Below are 17,861 nucleotides of genomic sequence, written 5' to 3'. Positions count from 1 at the left end.
GGGCATTTTTATAAATTTTGGGTGTACAGGGGGTAAAATAAAAACCCTGCAAATCCAAAATTTGCAGGGTTTATGGGCTTTTAAAGATACTTTTACGCTCTTTGTAAAGAAAGTGGTGGGCGATGAGGGGTTCGAACCCCCGACCCCCTCGGTGTAAACGAGGTGCTCTGAACCAGCTGAGCTAATCGCCCCAATATTTGCAATTCTTAGCAAGTGTATTGTTCCGTATTGCGAGTGCAAATATAATACTGTTTTTTATATCTGCAAGCATTCGGTTATAAAATTTCTGCAACCACAAAGGTACTGCCGCCCACATAAATAAAATCGGCAGGCGCAGCATCTTGTAATGCAGCAGAATATGCCTGCGCAGCATCCGAAAAAATTTTACCGGTAAGGCCGTATTTTTTTGCAGCATCTGCCAAAATATGGACATCAAGGCCACGGGGAATGTCCGGACGGCAAAAATAATACGCTGCATTTTTAGGAAATAACGGCAACACCTCATCAAGGTTCTTATCGTTTACCATACCTATAACAAATCGTAAGGTACTATATTGTTGCGCCAGTACCTGCTCAATCACCGGCTTAAGTCCGTGGCTGTTGTGGGCCGTGTCTGCAATTGCCGTTGGGTTAGTGTGTATCTGCTCCCAGCGCCCACGCAGGCCGGTATTTTTAATTACGTTAAGCAGGCCTGACTTTATGTTCTCTTCAGATATGCTAAAATGTTGTTTTAAAATTTCAACCGATTGAAGCACCGTTTTTATATTATTTTGTTGATAGTTGCCTTTAAGCGCCGACTCATAAATGTTTACTGTTTTATCTGCTGTAAAAAAAAGCGGCGCATCCATTTCTACCGCTTTTGCCTCAAAAACCAAGCGTGTTTCATTTGTATATTCGCCAATAACAGCAGGAACATCACGCTTAATTATACCGGCCTTCTCCCCTGCTATTTTTGTTATGGTATTGCCTAAAAACTGGGTATGGTCCATACCAATGTTAGTAATAACCGAGAGAAGCGGCCTAATAATATTGGTACTGTCCAGCCTGCCGCCCATACCTGTTTCTATAATGGCTATATCCACATTTTCTTTTGCAAAATAATCAAATGCGAGGCCCACCGTCATTTCGAAAAAGCTGAGTTCGTGTTGCTCAAAAAATGCCCTATTATCAGTAATAAACCGCACTACAAAATCTTCAGCAATACTTTTGCCGTTTACTTTTATGCGTTCGCGAAAATCTTTTAAATGTGGCGAAGTATACAAACCGGTTTTGTAGCCAGCCTCCTGAAGTATACTTGCCAGCATGCTCGATGTGCTGCCCTTGCCGTTAGTACCCGCTACGTGTACCGACTTAAATTTATGCTCGGGATGTTGCAGGTGGTCAACCAGCAGAATAGTATTTGTAAGGTCTTTTTTAAATGCCGATGCCCCCTGAATCTGATACATGGGCAGTCGCGAAAACATCCATTGGGTAGTTTGCTTATAATCCATACTGTGCTCATAAAAAAACAGGACTGTAGCCAGCCCTGTTTAAATTTCACTATATCCTATTATACCAGCTGGCTTAGCGCTATTTTAAAGGCTGTACCGCTTATACCGGTTTTTGCGGAGCTGTTGTTATATACATTTTGCAGGGCATTCTTTATGGTATCACTCGCATCCATAAAAACAGCTTCATCTGTCATTGATACTTTCGTCTCCATAAAATAAGCAAAAACCCTTGCCATACCGCAGTTAGAAATAAAATCCGGTATAAGGCTAACCCTTTGGTCTGTCGCCTCCATGATAGGGCCAAAGAAAATTTCCTTGTCGGCAAAAGGCACGTTAGCCCCACACGAAATTACTTCAAGCCCGGCAGCTACCATATTGTCTACCTGCTCCTGTCTTACCAGCCTTGAGGCAGCGCATGGTGCAAATATCTCCGCACCCACGGCCCACACCTTGCTGTCAAGCTCATCAAACGGAACCATATCATCAGCTACCAGCTTGTTGCCCTCTTTATCAAGGAACAGTTTCTTTATCTCTTCAAATGAAAAGCCGTCTTTATTAATAAGCCCGCCTTCCCTGTCTATAATGCCCACTATTTTTACCCCCATATTAGCAAGGTAAAATGCCGCTGCAGACCCTACATTGCCAAAGCCTTGTATAATTGCCCTCTTACCGGCTACCGTCCCACCAAAAATAGCATAGTAATGTGCTACCGCCTGGGCTACCCCATACCCGGTTATCATATCTGCAACGGTATATTTACGGCTTACATCTGGCGAAAAAACGGGGTTCTCTATAACCTTTACCACGCCCTGGCGTAGCTGGCCTATTCGGTTTATCTTATCTGCCTCGGTGGGCTTAAAGTGCCCTGTAAAAACGCCTTCCTGCGGGTGCCACACCCCACACTCTTCCGTCATGGGTATAACTTCATGTATTTCGTCTACATTAAGGTCGCCGCCGGTACCGTAATAACTTTTTAGCAATGGCGAAACAGCCTTGTACCAGCGTTGCAATACTCCCTGCTTACGCGGGTCGTTAGGGTCAAAATTTATGCCTGATTTTGCACCGCCTATAGCCGGGCCGGAAACGGTAAACTTTACTTCCATTGTTTTGGCCAGCGAAAGCACCTCATTCATATCAAGGCCTTTGCGCATGCGCGTTCCGCCGCCTGCTGCACCACCGCGGAGCGAATTTATTACCGCCCAGCCTTCGGCTTCCGTTTCGCTGTCTTTCCAGTTAAAAATGATTTCGGGCTGTTTATTTTCAAATTTCGATAGTAGTTCTTTCATTAACATGTTTGTTTTCTCAGCACAAATATACTTAAATGAAAATTGTATGCAACCCGCTATTGTATCGAAAGCTGCACCTTTACAGTGGTGCCTTTACCTTTTTCTGACTCAATTTTAAAAAGCCCGCTTAAGGTTTCGGTCCGTTTTTTAAGGTTTTTAAGGCCAATGCCCGTGGCAGCCTTTTTAACATCAAAACCAATACCATCATCGCTTACCATTATTAATATCTGGTTATCTTCAATTTTACTGATGCTTACCTGCGCGTGTGCCGCATGCGAATATTTATTTATATTTTGCAGTGCCTCCTGTACTATGCGGTAAATGTTAACCTTAAGGGTATTAGAAATAACATCCCAGTCGATATGTTTATCGATGGTAATATCAAATTCGGTATTAAAATTGTTTTTTTGAGATATTACCATAAAATACAGCATGGCCCCAAAATCTTTTCCCTCTACCAGGTTTGCGCTACGGCTAAGGTCATGCGACACCGAGCGTATTTCGGCCTCGAGCGACTGTAGTTCTTTAATATACTCTTTGCGCTTCTCTATGGTTTCGGCATCGGTTTTACGGTTTGTAAATTCCAGGTTAAGCCTTACAGCATATATATTATTAAGTATACCATCATGCAGTTCCATCGCTATGCGGTTTTTTTCTTCCGAACGCGCCACTTCCACCTTGTTTTGCTGTTCGAGCATCAGTTGGTAAATTTCCTCGCTTGCTTTTTGCTGTTCCTGGGTAAGTATAAGCTCCTTATTGCGTGAGTTAAGGTAATAAATGATAAAAATAGCGGCTACAAACAGTAGTACCACTACCGATATACCTATTATAAAACTGTTTTTTCGCAGCAACTCGTCGTTTTGATTCTGCAACTGGTCCGTCTCATATTCAATACGGGCATATTTATTACGGTTTTGAAGGGCAATATCCTGCAGGCTGTCGTTAAGCGATATGTATATATTAAAATAATAATGGCTCCTGCCCAGGTCAAGGTCGCTAAGCCCTTTTAACGTTTTTAGCTTATCGTTATTACTGTCTATTTGTTTAGCGCCTGCGTAAGCTTTGCGGTAGTACTCTACAGCCGTAAGGGTATCCGAAACAGACTGGTAGTATTCTGCAAGGCTAATTTGTGTATCTAATGCCCCCTGCTTATCATTTATACGTTCAGAAATAGCAAGTGATTTTTTATAGTTGCTAAGCGCATCTTCTTTATCTCCCAGGTAAAACCTCGCTTTTGCCAGGCTGTTTAAGGTGCGGGCATATATAAGATCATTATCTTTAGTAACCGGAGAGGCTAATGCAAGGTTATACTGGTCTATCGCTTTTTCGTACTGGCGGCTTTTCTCATATACCGAACCTATATTATGGTAACATATTACACGGAAAGCCTCTTTATCCGCCTCAGAATATTCCTGGTTAGAAAATTTATTAATCTGCTCTACGGCAAGCCTGAAATAATGAATTGCCTCATCGGTATTATCCTGCTGTTTAAGGGTAGAAGCGATAACAACCAGGCATTTATAAACCTCTACATTTAGATTTTGCTCTTTTAGCAGCCGTAACGCCTTAAAAGCCTCTGTTTCACAAAACACATATTCGCCCACGTCATACAGTACATAGGCTTTAAACAGCAATACCAGGCCAAGGTCCGGGTCCTGGGATGCTTTATAATACGGCTCCGCCTTTTGGTAGTATATAAGGGCGCTATCCCTTATTCCTAATTTATAATAGGACAGTCCTGTTAAATAGGAAGCCCTTTTAATACTTACCGAATCGTTATCTTCATGAGACAACTCTATTACTGCTTTAGCTAATTTAATCGACTTCCTCAGGCTTTCTGTTTCAAAATATACCAAAGCCCCCCTTCGGTAATACATACGGGTAAGGGAATCGTTATTGTATTTTTGAAAAATAGAAAACGCTGAATCTATCTTACTTATCCGGAAATTTAAGTCATTGGCCGGATCCTCGCCCGCTGTAATAAGATGCTCCACTTCCTGGTTTTGCGGCAGGGGCTGCGGCCTCTCGCACGATAAGAGGATAAGGGATAAACAAAATATATAAAAATAACCGGCGTGCTTCAAAATTTTTGAGGGCGTTGGTAAAAATACCAACGCCCTCAAAAATAATAAAATATACTATAATATAATACTTCGCTTATGGTTTTTTAGGTGTGCTTACCGGAGGCAGTATAGTACCGTCAGAAAGTGTTTCTGCCTGAGTTGTGTTTTGTAGTTCGCTGTCGTCAGCTGAACAAGATACAAGAGTTGTAGATAGTGACGCTACAAGTGCTATTGCAAGGATAAATTTTTTCATGGTGTCAGTAATTTTAAGTGGAGTGAATACTTTTATTTAATTTTTAGCTTTTTAAGACTCCCAACTAACCGGTATTGTTTGTTTGTCTCTAAAGCAAAAGTAGCACGACACTTGGTATAAACCACTATATTTTACTGGTGTTTTAGCCGATTACACCTTTTTGCGAGGCGTTGGTACTATTTGCGGGGTGAAACACTATATTATATATATTCAGGTGCAATTTTTTTGATAATTGTATCAATATTATCCTTAAATGTTTTTGAAAAAGATACCGAAACCTCATTATTATGCAAATAACATAGTGATTTGCCAGTATTTATACGTGAAACAAAGTTGCTATTTACAATATAGCTATTATGTATACGGTAAAAAAAGGAAGGCAGATTGTTTTCGTAGTGTTTTAATGTTTTATAAGCCGTTAATTTCTTACCGTTTTGCAAATGGAAATCGGTAGTATTATTGTCTGCCTGCAGATATACTACGTCTTTAAGTGCTATAAACTGGTAATCGCCATAACTTTTTATACACACCTGTATATCGATTTCTGATTTTTGATTATCATGGCTTTGCCTGTCCTGCTCCTGGGTTACCTTCTCGGGTAACTCTGGTATATTTTCTACTACCCGGGGCAGTATCCCGCCACTTAAGGGTACTACTTTTTGGAATTTGAAAAGGGTTTTGCGCAACTCTTTGGTTTCTACCGGGTTGATTATATAATCAAATACACCCAACTTTAACGATTCAAATGCAAATTTGTCGCTGTCTGCCAATATTACAAAATAAGGCATCTCATTTTGGTAGCGGTACAACTCGTATATAAAACTTAGTGAAATATCTGATTTAGTTTTCTCTTTAATATTTAAAAAAACAAGTTCCGGTTGCTGTTCCAGTATACTATTTATACCTTCTTCTCTGTTATTACAGGTACCAATACAGTAGTATTCAGGAAAGTCTTCAAACCGATGAAGCAATTCCTTAATGTTATCAGCACTGTCATCTATAATTACGTAAGAATATTGCACAATACAGCAATCTACTATTTATTGGTAAGAAATAACAAATTAAATAATTAAAATTCAGTAAATTTACACTGAGGCTTTTTTTTTAAGAAGATTTGCTTTTACTTGTGTCCCCTAAAATGAATAAAGACCTTAAAATACTGATAGTTGACGACCACCCAATGACGGTTAACGGCTATGTTAATGTACTCTCAGAAGAAAAATTTGAAGGGTATAATTTACATTTCTATAAAGCGCTGGGTTGCGAAGAGGCTTATAACCTTATAGTGAACCCTAAAACCAAGCCGGACATTGCTTACCTGGACCTTAGCCTGCCACCCTACCCAGAGCAAAAAATATTTTCAGGGTTAGACCTCGGCATGCTTATAAGGAAACTGTACCCTGATTGCACTATTATATTCCTTACCATGCACAGCGAGGCATCGCTTATAGAGCGCCTTATAGAAGCTACAGCGCCGCAGGGCATACTGTGCAAAAGCGATATAGACATAGATGAGTTTTTAAAAGCCTTTAAACTTATTTTTTCTGGCAAAACCCATTACAGCCATAAAATTTTAAAATCGCTTAAAGACCGTACGCTCGATAATTTTAAACTGGACAATTATGACCGGCAGATACTCATGCGCCTTTCTGAAGGCATTGCCGCGCATAATATACCTAACTATGTACCATTGTCTTTAAACGCCATAGAAAACCGTATAGCACACATTAAATCGCTAATGCTTGACGGCAAAAATGGTAATGATGACGAAGCACTTATAGAAGCCGTTAAGAAAATAGGCATACTCTAAACTACTATATTGTATAAATTTTTCCGCTGCTGTGGTCCCGCGGTGCGCCGGTAACGCTGCCCAATACATTAATATCGCCCCTTAATTTTAATACCCCAAGCAACGCAAAAATAAGCGCCTCCTTATATTGTATGGTTTTATCGTCGGGTAGAGCAATTTCCATATCCGGCAGTAAATTCTTAAGGCTCTTAATAAGATAAGTGTTGTAAGCGCCGCCCCCTGTAATAAGAAGGCCCGGCTTTTTTACATCTGTGTTGTTTATTGCCTGTGCTATCTGCCGTGCCGCATGCCGTGTAAATGTGCGCAGCTTATCCTCAGTTTGTATATTAAATTCCTCAATAAGCGGTATAACCACTTCTTTTACATATTCAAAACCTAACGACTTTGGGTAAGGCTGCTTATAGAAATCAAGATTTTCCAGCCGCTCCAGCAATAGCGGGTTAATCTGGCCGCCTGCCGCTATCTTTCCCTCATCATCATAAGGGTAACCCAGCCGGTTTGCATAGTAGTTAAGCACGGTGTTTACCGGGCATATATCAAAAGCCACCCGTTTGGCCCCTTCCTCAAAAGAAATATTACTAAAGCCACCCAGGTTAAGGCAGTACCCGTAACCTGCAAACAGCAGCCTGTCGCCTATAGGCACCAGTGGGGCGCCCTGCCCGCCGAGGGCCACATCCTGCACTCGGAAGTCGCACACTACAGTCTGCCCGCAATATGCCGCTATCTGCGGCAGGTTGCCTATTTGCAGCGTGAGCCCATGTTGCGGCTGGTGTAATATTGTGTGGCCATGAGAGCATACCGCATCGAGGTTGGTTAGTGTGTGGCGGGCTATAAACCCTTTTATGATACCGCCCAGCAATGCGGTATATCCTATATTTAGTTGTGTAAGCGCTTCATCGTTATATGATACGGCTTCCTGCAATGTTTTTACCCATTCTTTTGTATAGGGAAGGGTTTCGGCTGTAAGGGTTTCGTAATTCCACTGGCCATTTTTTTCAGAAAGTAAAATATGTGCAATATCCACGCCATCAAGCGATGTGCCCGACATGACCCCTACAACGTTATAGTTTTTCTCAATCATGCGCTAAAAATACAGATTAGTTTTGAAAAATCACCAGTAAATAATTACATTTGGGAAGAATAAACCAAAAATGTAATTTTATAATTATGGATTTTCAACTTACCGAAGAACATAAAATGATACAGCAGGCAGCCCGCGATTTTGCCCGGCATGAGCTGTTGCCCGGCGTAATAGAACGCGACGAAAAACAACAGTTTCCTTACGATCAGGTAAAAAAAATGGGCGAACTGGGTTTCCTTGGCATGATGGTAGACCCTAAATATGGCGGCAGCGGGCTTGATACCGTATCATATGTGTTGGCTATGGAAGAGATAAGCAAGATAGATGCATCGGCAGCTGTTATAATGTCGGTAAATAACTCACTAGTGTGCTGGGGGCTGCAGGCCTTTGGTAACGAAGAGCAAAAACAAAAATACCTTACCAGGCTTGCCACCGGACAGGTTATCGGCGCGTTTTGCCTTAGCGAGCCCGAGGCAGGCAGCGATGCCACATCGCAAAAAACAACTGCTATAGATATGGGCGACCATTACCTGCTTAATGGTACCAAAAACTGGATTACAAACGGCGCCACTGCCGATGTATACCTGGTAATAGCACAAACCCATGCCGAACTAAAACATAAAGGCATTAACGCGCTTATTGTAGAAAAAGGCATGCCCGGCTTTGAAATAGGCCCTAAAGAGCAAAAACTCGGCATACGCGGCAGCGACACCCACTCCCTTATGTTTACTGATGTTAAGGTGCCAAAAGAAAACCGCATAGGCGAAGACGGCTTTGGGTTTAAATTTGCCATGAAAACACTGGCAGGCGGGCGCATAGGCATAGCAAGCCAGGCACTGGGCATAGCAAGTGGCGCTTATGAGCTCGCACTTAACTACAGCAAAGAGCGAAAAGCCTTTGGCAAGCCCATTTGTGAGCACCAGGCCATAGCCTTTAAGCTTGCCGATATGCATGTAAGCATCGAGGCTGCACGCCACCTGTGCCTTAAGGCTGCGTGGGATAAAGACAACGGCCATAACTATGACGTTAGTGGCGCTATGGCAAAATTATTTGCAAGCCAGGCCGCTATGGACATAAGCGTAGAGGCCATTCAGGTGCATGGCGGTAACGGCTATGTAAAAGAATACCACGTAGAACGTTTTATGCGCGATGCTAAAATAACCCAGATATATGAAGGTACATCTGAAATACAAAAAATTGTAATTTCCCGCGCCATTATAAATGAGTAACCGGCAAGCCCGGGTTATGTAAGTACGGCCCGGGCTTTGCCATTATCATTGCCTATTTCCAGCAAAGCGAGTATCTCGGTTATTTTATGCAACAGCACATCCTTAGTCCTCTTCAGGTCTATATGGTAAATCCCTTTTGTATCAGCAGGGGTATCCAAACCTCTTTTAGAAGTTGCCAGTATAAAGGGGAGGCTCATATTAGACAATTTTGCCATGTCGTGCGCTTCCAGTTCGTCGCCCATAAAAAATGTTACAACGTCAAATTTAACTTCAGGCAGCAGGGTATCATACAATATAAACGATATATCCTTGCCCAGGCTATCAACAAGCATTTTATAGTAACCTATCTGGTTATCATATACTAAAACTTTCATCTTCATCTTCATATTTTTTTGTTTTTGCTTACTATATCTAAATAATAAATATTAATTCTTGACTAATTAGTTACAATTTATCTGTTACTTAACGATTAAACTGCACAGTATATCGAAAAATGAATAAAGTGTAGTTAGCCGGTAGTATTAATGTATATTTTTACATAACAGATATGCATTAAACGCATGCAACGCACAGTAATAGTGCATGATGCAGTCCCGGAAGAAACATAACAGTTAAACTCAGGGCCTTATTTAAATAATGCAAGGTGTATAGCGAAGAATAGTATAGCGAGTATGTAAATTTAAGGTGAAAATCCTTAATAAAGAGTTAACAGAGCATCCAACAAGTCACAATAAAAAATTAAATCGGCATCACACACTAAAACAAATCTAAATTATGAATGTAATCGGCCAAAGAATCAAGAAATTGAGAGAAGAAAAAGGTGTTACCCAGGAGAGCATGGCGCTTCAGCTTGATGTAACACAAAGTAACTACGGCAGGCTTGAAAAAGACGACCGCAGGCTAAATGTGGTAAAGCTAATTAAAATAGCAAGGATACTTGATGTAAACCTTATGTATCTTTTTAACGGCATGCTTGAGCAAACCAGCGCGCAGGGCATTGACGGCGGACTTACACAAACTAACAAAGAGGTATATGACATCCTGGTAGAGAGCCTTCGCTCTGAAATACATCACCTTAAAGAAGAAATAAACTTTTTAAGGGTTATTGTAAGAAGTTAATCGACAAAAAAAGCAGCCCCCAAATTACTGCTTATTGATACTTTACCCCTGTTAAGGCCGTTATAAATGTGACATAATTTTTTGTACATTTATATATTATGGTACAACAACCCAAAGCTGTTAAATACAAAGTTATACTTGGTTATTTGCTACTATCGGCAGTAGCTGTAGCAATGATATGGTTTGTTTATACCGAAATTTTAAAAATAGCCCAACCCAGCCAGCTGTCTGATGATAATGCAAAAATCATCAGGGTAAGTAATACCATTGCGTCGCTATATGCCTCTGAGGCACTGGGCCGAAGCGCCATATTATCGGCAAACCCCAAAGAACTGCAACGGTACAATAAACTTACCGATAGCATAAGTAAAGAACTTCATGCCATACGCCTGCATGCAGATACATCCCAAAAGCCAAAATTTGACCGCATAGAAACGCTGCTCCTACGGAAAAAAAGCAGTATTAATGAAATAGCCAAATTTCATGATAAATATGGCCGTGAAAATGTATTTACCAATGCCGTAAATGCCGTATATGCCATACGCGAAGATGCGTTTAAAAAAACAAAGCCCGTAAAAAATACTAAAAAGCACGAGTGGGATGAAACGGTAGAATCGCTGCTAACACCAAAGCTTTTAGACTCGCTAAGGAAACTTCCCGTTAGCAACGACTCGCTGGCGCACGCGTTTGGCAACGCGCTTACCGACATTAAAAAGCAAAATACAAAGCTTAGCCTGCAGCTGTTTCATAAAGAGCAAAAACTGCTGGAAGAAAACCGCATTATTTCAGACCAGCTACGCACCATACTTACCGGTATAGAAAATGAGTTTATAACAAATTCCTATACCGAGGTGCAAAAAACAAGGGCCACCCTAAACAGTACTGTACGCACCGTGGCATGGGCCGGGGCTATAACCCTGTTTTTCCTGATAGTACTGGCCTGGATAATAGTGCGCGACCTGAGCATTAACCAAAATTACCGCCGCCAGCTTGAGCTCCTTAATGATGAAAACGAACAGTTATTGCGTACCAAGAGTATGCTGATGGCCACGGTTACACACGACCTGCAAACACCTCTGGGGAGCATTATGGGCTTTAACACCCTGCTGGAAGAATCGGGTGTAAACACTAGCCAAAAGGCTTACCTTGACAATATACGCGAATCGGCTAACTACATTATGAAGCTGGTTAACGACCTGCTCGACTTTTCGCGGCTCGAAAACAACCGCATTACAATAGAAAACATCCCTTTTAATGTAAAAAAAACCATTGAGGCCACATGCAGCACGCTCCTGCCCATGGCAGAAAATAAAGGCATAGAGCTAAACTGGGATATAGACGATGAGCTGGACCGCTTTTGCCTCTCAGACCCGTACCGTATTAAACAGGTGCTTACTAACCTGGTAAGCAACGCCATAAAATTTACCAGCGAAGGCTCGGTAGAGGTTACAGCAAAAATAACCGGGTTTGATATTACTATTTCGGTAATAGATACGGGTATTGGCATAGCCGAAAGCCAACAGCACCTTGTTTTTAAAGAGTTTACCCAGGCGCACGGGGGCATTGAGAAGAAATTTGGCGGTACAGGCCTTGGGCTTACCATATCTAAGCGTATTATAACACTGTTAGGCGGCACTATAAACCTGGAAAGCACGGAGGGGCAAGGTTCTATTTTCACGATAGTACTGCCGTTTATAGCCGCAAATGAAATTGCCGAAACCAAGCCGCGCGAGTTCCCAAAAAATTCGCTGAAAGGGCTAAAAATACTTATTATCGACGATGATATTACCCAACTGAAGCTGATGGAAGAGCTGCTTAATAAATTAGGAGCCGAAACAGCAAAAGAAATAAACCCTGAAAACATACTGCCGTACCTTAACCGCAATAGTGTGGATATAGTGCTTACCGATGTGCAAATGCCGGTAATGGACGGTTTTGAGCTGGTACAAAAAATACGTAACAGCAAAAACAATGCTATTGCCACACTGCCTGTAATTGCTTTAAGCGGGCGCCGTGACCTTGATAATGAACACTACCTAAATGCGGGATTTACCACAAGCCACCCTAAGCCGGTACGTATTAATGAACTTACACAGCTTATAGCTTTTTATACCGGAATGACGAACGACGAATCACACGACGAACCAACAATTGCCCACCCTACCGATGCGCTTTACAACCTGCGCAGCCTCTGCCAGTTTACCCAGAATGATGCCGAATCGCTGCGTATTATAGTGAATACCTTTATAGAAAGCGCAGATGATAATTGTGAGGAAATGCTTATTGCCGCACGCAATAACGACCATAACCGCCTTGCACGTATAGCACACAAAATGATACCCATGCTAAAGCAGATGGAGGTAAATAGCATAGCGGTGCTGTTACTGCCCCTGGAAGAAAAAACGCTTACCCTCTCCCCTGCCGAACTATTGCAATATTGCAAGGGTATATGTGCAAAAATGGATGAACTGTGCGATATGCTGGGCAGGGAAATTGCGTAACCATTTATAACTACAGGTCGATATTATATAACTTTAATTTGTTATATAGTGTTTTGCGGTCTATGTCCAGCAGCTTTGCGGCTTTAGATTTGTTGTAGTTTGTTTTTTCGAGTGCTTTTTTAATTGCGGCCTCCTCGTTTTCCTTACTGTAACCCAGGTGCTCAACTGTTGCAGCGGCAGCCGGCTCACGCATTTCACTGGGTAACACTTCAAGCTGTATGGTATCGCTTTTTTCTAAAAGTACCGAGCGCTTAATAATATTCTTCATTTCGCGCAGGTTGCCCGGCCAGTCATAGGTTTTAAAAAGGGCTTCCACTTCCGGGCTAAAGCCTTCAATATCTTTCTCAAGGTCGGCATTGGCGGTTTCAAGGAAATGGTTGGCAAACACCATGATATCCTTTTTTCGTTCAGAAAGTCTGGGTACCCTGATATTAAACTCGTTTAGCCTATGGTATAAATCCTCACGGAAGTCGCCGCGCTTTACAGCTTCAGCTAAATCTTCGTTAGTGGCTGCTATAACCCTTATATCTACTTCTATTTCGTGGTTGCTCCCTACAGGTTTTACCTTACGCTCTTGTAGCGCCCTAAGCAGTTGCACCTGAACTTCGTAAGACAGGTTGCCTATTTCATCAAGAAAAAGCGTGCCGCCGTTGGCGGCTTCAAAATGGCCTGTTTTATCATTAACAGCGCCGGTAAATGAGCCCTTTATATGTCCAAAAAATTCGCTGGACGCAAGTTCTTTCGGTATAGCGCCACAGTCTACGGGTATGTAGGGTTTTCCGGCTCTTTTGCTTTCGTCGTGTATTGATTTTGCAATGTGTTCTTTACCTGTACCGCTGTCGCCTATAATAAGGACCGACATATTTGTAGGCGCAACCAGCTGTATGTGCTCCTGTAGCTGTGCGGAATTAGCACTAACGCCTTTTACGTAGCCTTTAGCCACGGCGGGTTTTGCCACTTTCTTTTCTTTTTTTTCAGCAGGTTGATCCAGCGCGTTTTCTTTAGACGAAAGTGCAAGGCCTATAATGTGCAGTATTTCATCAGGGTTTATGGGTTTGCCCACATAGTCAAACGCGCCAAGCTTCATTGCATTTACTGCGGTTTTAATATCGGTATAGCCCGTCATGAGTATAACTCGGGCTTTAATTGCTTTTTCCCTTACATATTTAAGCAACTGTAGTCCATCGCTATCTGGCAAGCGAATATCGGTAAGCATTACATCAAATGGCTGTGCCAAAAGGGCTGCCATAGCCTGTTCCCCGCTAAAGGCATTAGTTACCTCATATCCTTTTTTCTGCAAAAAAGTCTTCAGCATTACGCAAAATGCGGTGTCATCGTCTACTACAAGGATTTTAAAACTCATCTGGGAGATAAAAGGATTATTTACAAATGTAAGGCAAATGCTTATTATTAAATGTTAATAAAAAACAAAAGGAGACGCTCCCGTCTCCTTATGTTGAAGAAAAATTCTTCAAATCACCTTACTATATGTCTTACGCTATTTCTTTTTCTTAATCGCTTACATAATATATATTGTAAAAATCGAGCCAAACTCAAATAGTCATCAGAAATACATTTAAAAACATGAATTTCAGATACTTATTATTTCAAACATAGAGAAGCACCAAAGTAAAAGTGTAGAAATTCTACAATAAAAATGTGGAATTTACACAGTTCTACACACACTACCTCAATAGAGAAAAATGCCCTTTATGTACCTGCCCGTTTGCACGGGTTACCACAAACCAATAGTCTGTAGCGGGAAGCGGGCTACCATTAAACGTACCATCCCAGCCGTCGTCTTCGGGGCCAAAATTAGTTAGGAGTTTACCATAACGATCGTAAATAAAAACCCTGAGCTCAGGCTCTGCCGAGGAAAATTCTATACGCCAGTTTTCATTTTCGCTATCGCCGTTTGGCGTAAAAAAATTAGGGTAATAGAGTAAATGGAGCCTTTTGCTTACCATACTGCATTGTTGTAAATCCCTTACATAGACCGTATAAATTCCTGTGGGTAATCCGGTAAAGGTATTACTCTGCTGGAAATTTATATTGTCAATTGAATATTCATAAAGTGATGGATTATCCATAATAACAGTAAAGCTGTTATCATCACGCGTCCAGTCTACTGTCTCTATATCTTGTATTTCAGGGGGCGGTATGGGCAGCACTATTATCGTAGCCTCGGCCGGGCAAAAAGAGTTTGTATTTATATACCGCACTTCCACACTATACTCACCAGGTTCAGTTACTGTAATGGTTTGGGTGGTTTCGCCGTTGGGAGACCATAAATAGGCATCATACCCGCTACCTGCATCAAGTACTAAAGAGCCTTCTACTTCACACAGGTATTGTGTTTCATCTACGCTAATGCCAGGGCTTTCACCAACCTCTAACTCAAAAGAAACCACCTCCGGGCATACCAAAATATAAATCTGCTCCATACGTGCGTAAATGGTTTGCGGGTTAGCAGTATTGGTAAAATGTTCGGGGTCTGCAATTGCATTAACTCCCGCATCAGCATCTGCCTGGTTTGTATAATAAGTTATCGAATACAGGTCAGGGCTTACCCCGCCCAGTATTGCTGCATTTTGCTGGGTGAGGTCAATTTCCTGAAAAAGAGGTTCATCGGGCTGGGCACAAAAAACAATATCACCAGGGGTTTGAGCATCTACAAGGTCGGGCAGTATAGATATATCGCTAAGCTGGATTGCCTGCTCACCACAGTCATTTTCAACCCTAAACCTATAAACACCTTCCGGCAGGTTAGTAAAAATATTGTTAGTGCCATTATCTACAACTACAGCTAATGTAACGGCGTCAAGCGCATAATATCTCAAGGGTGCAAGGCCTTCGGCATCAATGTATACGCCATTAGGAAAGGTAGTACAATCAAGCTTATAAATGTTTTTGATTTCAACTTTATAGAAGTACTCAAACGGGTCGCCTAATACTTCGGTACATACCTTAGGCGCGGTACCATTTCCTACGCTTTCAAAGGACTTTATAATTCGGAAGTTGCCAAAAAACTGTAAATTAAAATTTACCTGGTTATTTGTGAGTGGTACAGCATTATTATTGTTTGGGAGTGTACCTTCGGTATATGGCACACCGGTATCCGGATGCCCCCACTGCCCGGGATTCGCAGGATCCTCTTTCTGTAACCAGTATGTAGGTGTTAATGACGAAACATCGTTATCGGTAAGGTTAATATCAAATGAATTGCAAAGCGGCGTAAAGGTAAAAGGCGTACCCGTGCCGGGCTCGTATCCGGTAATGGTAACCGTTACTGTATCTGTTACGTCGCAAACGTCAAGCCCTGTAAAAGTATAGTTACCTGCCGGTAGGTTATCCATATACAGTTCTCCTGTGTCGGGGTCTATTAACGCGGTCACATTATAAGGAAGCGTTTCGGTGAAACCGGCCGGAGCTGCTGTCATGTTCAAAGAAACCAAATCGCCGTTGCCGCTGGAAACAATTACCGAACCTATGGAAATCGTACAATCTGAAAGTGGTGTCGCACTGAAACCCAGCGGGACATAGGGTGATACTGTAACTGGAACATCAATATAATTATCGCCGCAACTGTCAGTAAGGGTTATTAAATAATCGCCTACAGGGACATTATTTACTACTAATATACCCGAGCTGTTAATAAGGGCAGTAACGTCATCCGGTACTGGACCGTATTCCGGAGGTGCGTCGGTTATTGTAGCCGTTACTATCTGCCTGTCAGGCACCGTTGCCCTAATATAGTTTGAAAAACAGCTATTATTTCGACCCACAACTGCAGGCACCACTACCTGCTCATCTATTACCAGTGTAAAGGGTTCACTTACCCGGTTACAGGCATCTTTGATGGTAACGGTATAGCTTCCCTCAGGCACTGGCATTCCCTCACCGCCAAAACTTATCGAAGGGTCTGTATAGGTGGCCAAATAACCGGCGTTAAAGTCTACAGGGTTAAAATTTGGCGGCGTATCAACAAAGTGAACTGAGTAAGGTTCATGGAAACCCTGAGCCGAAAGGTTAATATAATAATCGCTGCAGGGAAGTGGAACATCCGTAAGGGCAACCTGTGGCAGTGCATCAAAAACTAATCCCTGCGGCCCTACCGTTATACCGCAACCATCGGTAACGTTAATATCATACGTATACGATACACCGGGGAGAAAAGTAAATGTATATGAAAATTCTACAGTCGAAGGATCGCCACCGGTGAAAGTCTGTGTATCGGTAATATCGGGCGATCCGTCTGAAGGGTGGATAACATACTGAATAGTCAGCGGGTAGCTGATAGCCGTACCTTCCGGGTATGACATGTTGCTTGTTAATGTTGTTGTAGTACAGTCGCCTACTACGGGCGTCTCAAATATGGGCGATTCAAAAATAGGCTCCTGTGGGTCAAAAACAGCGGTAAAAGTAGTTACAAAACCCTGGCCGCACTCATCAAAAACACGGATGTTGTAGGTACCGTTTACAAGCCCTGTAAACACATTTGAAGATTGCGGGGGTGCTACCGATATGATTTCATAGGCACTTGCGGTTCCATTTACCACAGTTACAATAATACTGTTACCGCCTGCACAATTTTGTGATTCAGTCGCTAAAGTATACTCGAGGCCAGAGGTTATGTCGTTAATGGTAAAATTAAGGGTAACGGTTTTGCTTTCAGTGCCAAGTGATGCACTGATAACGGCGGTATATTCTCCGGATACGAGGCCATTATAAACAGGGTTGTTTCCGGAATATTCTATCTCCATACCCGGAAGCGAATATATAGTATACAAAAAATCAGCTCCGGGGGTAGCATTATCAATGGTAAATGTTACCCCCCCGCTACCGGCACAACTTTCATCGGTAACCGAAGCGCTTGCCGTAAAATCTGCGAGCTGTGCTGAAAGAAGACCGGGAATCATTGTGAAGAACAGCATGATTAAAACGCTCCTGAAACTGGGGATATATGTCTTTGAAAATGTGTTCATCGCTACAGTGGTTTTCTCTTACAATCTAAATAAACAAAAAAATA

Annotated in this window: 13 protein-coding genes and 1 tRNA gene; 4 read left to right on the top strand and 10 right to left on the bottom strand. The window is 42.1% G+C overall.

The window, feature by feature from the left end; translation table 11 throughout:
- Positions 1 to 113: 113 nt before the first annotated feature.
- The 6 genes from ACLI09_RS16770 to ACLI09_RS16745 form a co-directional block, all read right to left on the bottom strand.
- A tRNA-Val gene (locus tag ACLI09_RS16770) sits at positions 114 to 191 on the bottom strand.
- An 84-nt stretch (positions 192 to 275) separates the two neighbouring features.
- Entirely contained in the window at positions 276 to 1,490 is a 1,215-nt protein-coding gene (locus ACLI09_RS16765; protein WP_411420799.1) for a bifunctional folylpolyglutamate synthase/dihydrofolate synthase, read from the bottom strand.
- A gap of 59 nt (positions 1,491 to 1,549) precedes the next feature.
- Entirely contained in the window at positions 1,550 to 2,776 is a 1,227-nt protein-coding gene (locus tag ACLI09_RS16760) for a Glu/Leu/Phe/Val dehydrogenase dimerization domain-containing protein (RefSeq protein WP_411420798.1), read from the bottom strand.
- A 56-nt stretch (positions 2,777 to 2,832) separates the two neighbouring features.
- Positions 2,833 to 4,860: a tetratricopeptide repeat protein gene (locus ACLI09_RS16755; protein ID WP_411420797.1), complete on the bottom strand. Its 2,028-nt coding sequence runs from the start codon at positions 4,858 to 4,860 to the stop codon at positions 2,833 to 2,835.
- A gap of 73 nt (positions 4,861 to 4,933) precedes the next feature.
- Positions 4,934 to 5,092: a hypothetical protein gene (locus tag ACLI09_RS16750; RefSeq protein WP_411420796.1), complete on the bottom strand. Its 159-nt coding sequence runs from the start codon at positions 5,090 to 5,092 to the stop codon at positions 4,934 to 4,936.
- A 200-nt stretch (positions 5,093 to 5,292) separates the two neighbouring features.
- Positions 5,293 to 6,114 (bottom strand): LytR/AlgR family response regulator transcription factor, encoded by an 822-nt coding sequence (locus ACLI09_RS16745; RefSeq protein ID WP_411420795.1) that lies wholly within the window; start codon positions 6,112 to 6,114, stop codon positions 5,293 to 5,295.
- A gap of 116 nt (positions 6,115 to 6,230) precedes the next feature.
- On the opposite strand from ACLI09_RS16745, the gene ACLI09_RS16740 reads away from it, so the two are divergent.
- The gene (locus tag ACLI09_RS16740) at positions 6,231 to 6,902 is read left to right on the top strand and encodes a response regulator transcription factor (RefSeq protein ID WP_411420794.1); all 672 of its coding nucleotides are present in this window, start codon (positions 6,231 to 6,233) and stop codon (positions 6,900 to 6,902) included.
- A 4-nt stretch (positions 6,903 to 6,906) separates the two neighbouring features.
- Here ACLI09_RS16740 and ACLI09_RS16735 read toward each other — a convergent pair whose 3' ends face one another.
- Positions 6,907 to 7,983 (bottom strand): anhydro-N-acetylmuramic acid kinase, encoded by a 1,077-nt coding sequence (locus tag ACLI09_RS16735; protein WP_411420793.1) that lies wholly within the window; start codon positions 7,981 to 7,983, stop codon positions 6,907 to 6,909.
- A gap of 86 nt (positions 7,984 to 8,069) precedes the next feature.
- Between ACLI09_RS16735 and ACLI09_RS16730 the strand changes: the two genes are divergently transcribed.
- Positions 8,070 to 9,212, top strand: coding sequence for an acyl-CoA dehydrogenase (locus ACLI09_RS16730; protein ID WP_411420792.1), 1,143 nt, complete (start codon positions 8,070 to 8,072; stop codon positions 9,210 to 9,212).
- A 14-nt stretch (positions 9,213 to 9,226) separates the two neighbouring features.
- Here ACLI09_RS16730 and ACLI09_RS16725 read toward each other — a convergent pair whose 3' ends face one another.
- Positions 9,227 to 9,598 (bottom strand): hypothetical protein, encoded by a 372-nt coding sequence (locus ACLI09_RS16725; RefSeq protein WP_411420791.1) that lies wholly within the window; start codon positions 9,596 to 9,598, stop codon positions 9,227 to 9,229.
- A gap of 388 nt (positions 9,599 to 9,986) precedes the next feature.
- On the opposite strand from ACLI09_RS16725, the gene ACLI09_RS16720 reads away from it, so the two are divergent.
- Together ACLI09_RS16720 and ACLI09_RS16715 are read left to right on the top strand one after the other, a co-directional pair.
- On the top strand, positions 9,987 to 10,331 hold the full coding sequence (locus ACLI09_RS16720; protein WP_411420790.1) for a helix-turn-helix domain-containing protein: 345 nt from the start codon (positions 9,987 to 9,989) through the stop codon (positions 10,329 to 10,331).
- 98 nt (positions 10,332 to 10,429) lie between these two features.
- Entirely contained in the window at positions 10,430 to 12,832 is a 2,403-nt protein-coding gene (locus ACLI09_RS16715; RefSeq protein WP_411420789.1) for a hybrid sensor histidine kinase/response regulator, read from the top strand.
- A 10-nt stretch (positions 12,833 to 12,842) separates the two neighbouring features.
- On the opposite strand, the gene ACLI09_RS16710 is transcribed toward ACLI09_RS16715, so the two are convergent.
- Positions 12,843 to 14,195, bottom strand: a complete 1,353-nt coding sequence (locus ACLI09_RS16710) for a sigma-54-dependent transcriptional regulator (RefSeq protein ID WP_411420788.1) — start codon at positions 14,193 to 14,195, stop codon at positions 12,843 to 12,845.
- A gap of 322 nt (positions 14,196 to 14,517) precedes the next feature.
- Complete coding sequence (locus ACLI09_RS16705) at positions 14,518 to 17,817, bottom strand: T9SS type B sorting domain-containing protein (protein ID WP_411420787.1); 3,300 nt, start codon at positions 17,815 to 17,817, stop codon at positions 14,518 to 14,520.
- Positions 17,818 to 17,861: the final 44 nt, after the last annotated feature.

It is taken from the genome of Flavobacterium sp. RHBU_24 (genome assembly GCF_046613695.1).
Taxonomy (GTDB): domain Bacteria; phylum Bacteroidota; class Bacteroidia; order Flavobacteriales; family Flavobacteriaceae; genus Flavobacterium.
This window is presented reverse-complemented; position numbering and strand designations above follow the sequence as displayed.

What these genes read in the sequence shown, in the direction of transcription:
- ACLI09_RS16730 (WP_411420792.1), top strand. Translation starts at nt 8,070, where the DNA reads ATGGATTTTCAACTTACCGAAGAACATAAAATGATACAGCAGGCAGCC.
- ACLI09_RS16750 (WP_411420796.1), bottom strand. Translation starts at nt 5,092, where the DNA reads ATGAAAAAATTTATCCTTGCAATAGCACTTGTAGCGTCACTATCTACA.
- ACLI09_RS16735 (WP_411420793.1), bottom strand. Translation starts at nt 7,983, where the DNA reads ATGATTGAGAAAAACTATAACGTTGTAGGGGTCATGTCGGGCACATCG.
- ACLI09_RS16705 (WP_411420787.1), bottom strand. Translation starts at nt 17,817, where the DNA reads ATGAACACATTTTCAAAGACATATATCCCCAGTTTCAGGAGCGTTTTA.
- ACLI09_RS16715 (WP_411420789.1), top strand. Translation starts at nt 10,430, where the DNA reads ATGGTACAACAACCCAAAGCTGTTAAATACAAAGTTATACTTGGTTAT.
- ACLI09_RS16765 (WP_411420799.1), bottom strand. Translation starts at nt 1,490, where the DNA reads ATGGATTATAAGCAAACTACCCAATGGATGTTTTCGCGACTGCCCATG.
- ACLI09_RS16720 (WP_411420790.1), top strand. Translation starts at nt 9,987, where the DNA reads ATGAATGTAATCGGCCAAAGAATCAAGAAATTGAGAGAAGAAAAAGGT.
- ACLI09_RS16710 (WP_411420788.1), bottom strand. Translation starts at nt 14,195, where the DNA reads ATGAGTTTTAAAATCCTTGTAGTAGACGATGACACCGCATTTTGCGTA.
- ACLI09_RS16740 (WP_411420794.1), top strand. Translation starts at nt 6,231, where the DNA reads ATGAATAAAGACCTTAAAATACTGATAGTTGACGACCACCCAATGACG.
- ACLI09_RS16760 (WP_411420798.1), bottom strand. Translation starts at nt 2,776, where the DNA reads ATGAAAGAACTACTATCGAAATTTGAAAATAAACAGCCCGAAATCATT.
- ACLI09_RS16725 (WP_411420791.1), bottom strand. Translation starts at nt 9,598, where the DNA reads ATGAAGATGAAGATGAAAGTTTTAGTATATGATAACCAGATAGGTTAC.